The 1,823-nt window shown below is 46.5% G+C and carries 2 protein-coding genes; both read right to left on the bottom strand.

Features of this window, described 5'->3' with window-relative positions:
• Positions 1-85 precede the first annotated feature (85 nt).
• Positions 86-1,498, bottom strand: a complete 1,413-nt coding sequence (gene ltrA / locus FU659_RS34820) for a group II intron reverse transcriptase/maturase (RefSeq protein ID WP_147951716.1) — start codon at positions 1,496-1,498, stop codon at positions 86-88.
• 88 nt (positions 1,499-1,586) lie between these two features.
• A partial coding sequence (locus FU659_RS36685; protein WP_222708724.1) for a hypothetical protein occupies positions 1,587-1,823 on the bottom strand: 237 nt, incomplete at its 5' end.

The following is a 1,823-nucleotide window of genomic DNA, read 5'->3' as shown; positions in this document are numbered from 1 at the left end:
AATCGGGTAGGAGGCTACTCATTAGTTGAGTAGCCGACCTCCCACACCACCGTACGTACCGTTCGGTATACGGCGGTTCCTTAGTTTACACAGTGACTTGTCGATAATAGTCTGAAAAGAATAGGAATCCGAGTCCTTTGATGGTGTTGTTATCGAGGGATTTGTTGAGGATTGGGCTATTGGAGGTTCTCCAGTAGCTCTTTCTTGTGTTAGCGTATTCCCATGCTTTCTGCTTGTGGATTCCGAGTGATTGCAACATTGCGAACTTTGTCTTCACTCGTTTCCATTGTTTCCAGTAAATCATGCGGATTCGTCTTCTCATCCATTCGTCCGTAACTTGGAGCAGTTTCTTCATGTCGGCTATTTTAAAATAGTTGATCCATCCCATAATATAGCGTCTAAGTTTCTCTGCACGATCGACATTACCTACTCCATTGCTTCTCGATGTAAGTTCCTTTATTTTGGCTTTCATCTTTACAGCGGATTTCGGATGAATCCTGATCTTCGTTTCTCCCTTACGTTGGTAGAATGAGAATCCAAGAAATTTGACTCGCCATACCTCGTCCACTACCGTTTTCTCCCGACTCACTCTAAGAAATAGTTTCTTCTCTATGAACGGAAGTATGTTTTCCAGAGTCCGTTCTGCACTCCTTCGGCTTTTACAGAAGATGAGCAGATCATCCGCGTAACGCACAAATTTGTGACCGCGGTTCTCCAATTCCTTGTCCAACTCGTTTAACATGATGTTGCTGAGTATTGGACTCAGATTTCCTCCCTGTGGCACACCAACTTCTGTTTCCTCAAAGCGGTGCTTCACGATTACGCCCGCTTTCAGGTACTTGTGAATGAGCGATATGACACGTCCGTCTTTGACGGTTCTCGAGAGTACCTCGACGAGTTTACTTTGATTCACGGTATCGAAATACTTCTCCAAGTCCATGTCCACCACATACTTGTACCCTGCCGCTACGTTGCTCTGGCTTTTCATCATGGCATCGTGCGCACTTCGCTTTGGACGGAAGCCAAAACTGTTCTCTGAGAACTGCTTCTCGTAGATCGGCGTGAGCACCTGTGCTATTGCTTGTTGAACGACTCGGTCAACGACAGTTGGAATTCCCAGGTTTCTTTTCTTTCCGTTCTCCTTCGGTATTTCTACCCTTCGAACGGGGCTCGGACGGTATGTTCCGTCCAAAATGGATTGCTTGAGTAACTCTCCGCTTTCTTTAAGATATTGTAGAAGTTCATCTACTTTCATCCCATCGATCCCGTGAGCGCCATTGTTCGCCTTGACCCTCTTGAACGCTTGGTTCATGTTGTCTTTGCTCACAATTTCCTCAAGCATTCCATTCCTCGACTTGTTTGCATTGGTGTCGTCCGTTTCAGCTATCCTCTCAGGATCGTGCACTCCTGCATATCCTTCGTGTTCCGCACTATCTTTCCGCGTGGAGTCTTCCATTGGAAGTTGGCCGCCCTTCGCTCCTGTATTGGTAACCTTCATCGACTAACACCTCCTAAGGTTCGGCCCTTCCTCGATGATGTCGACTTCAACGAGTACTATGGCTTCTGCTGACTTCTCATGATAAATCTTATTTCAACCGTGGTTCGAAATTTATCTCTTCACGTCCATGAGATCTCCCACGGTAAGACGATTCACTTTCCTTCCATGTACCCGCATCATTTACACTGGTATGTCCGTGTAGTTGATTGGACTTCGTCTTGTACGGCAGACTCATCCCATAATCTATGCCTGATGATGTTCGTGTTCCTCGGGTCGGAATTTTGCCTCCAGCTTCCTTCAGATTCCACCTCACGATGGACACCCT

Source organism: Paenibacillus sp. N3.4, from assembly GCF_008017805.1.
Lineage (GTDB): Bacteria > Bacillota > Bacilli > Paenibacillales > NBRC-103111 > Paenibacillus_E.
The sequence above is the reverse complement of the archived record's forward strand: the minus strand, read 5'-3'. Positions and strand labels throughout refer to the sequence as shown.

Excerpts from the sequence above, each read along its gene's own strand:
- ltrA (WP_147951716.1), bottom strand. The coding sequence starts at position 1,498 with ATGAAGGTTACCAATACAGGAGCGAAGGGCGGCCAACTTCCAATGGAA.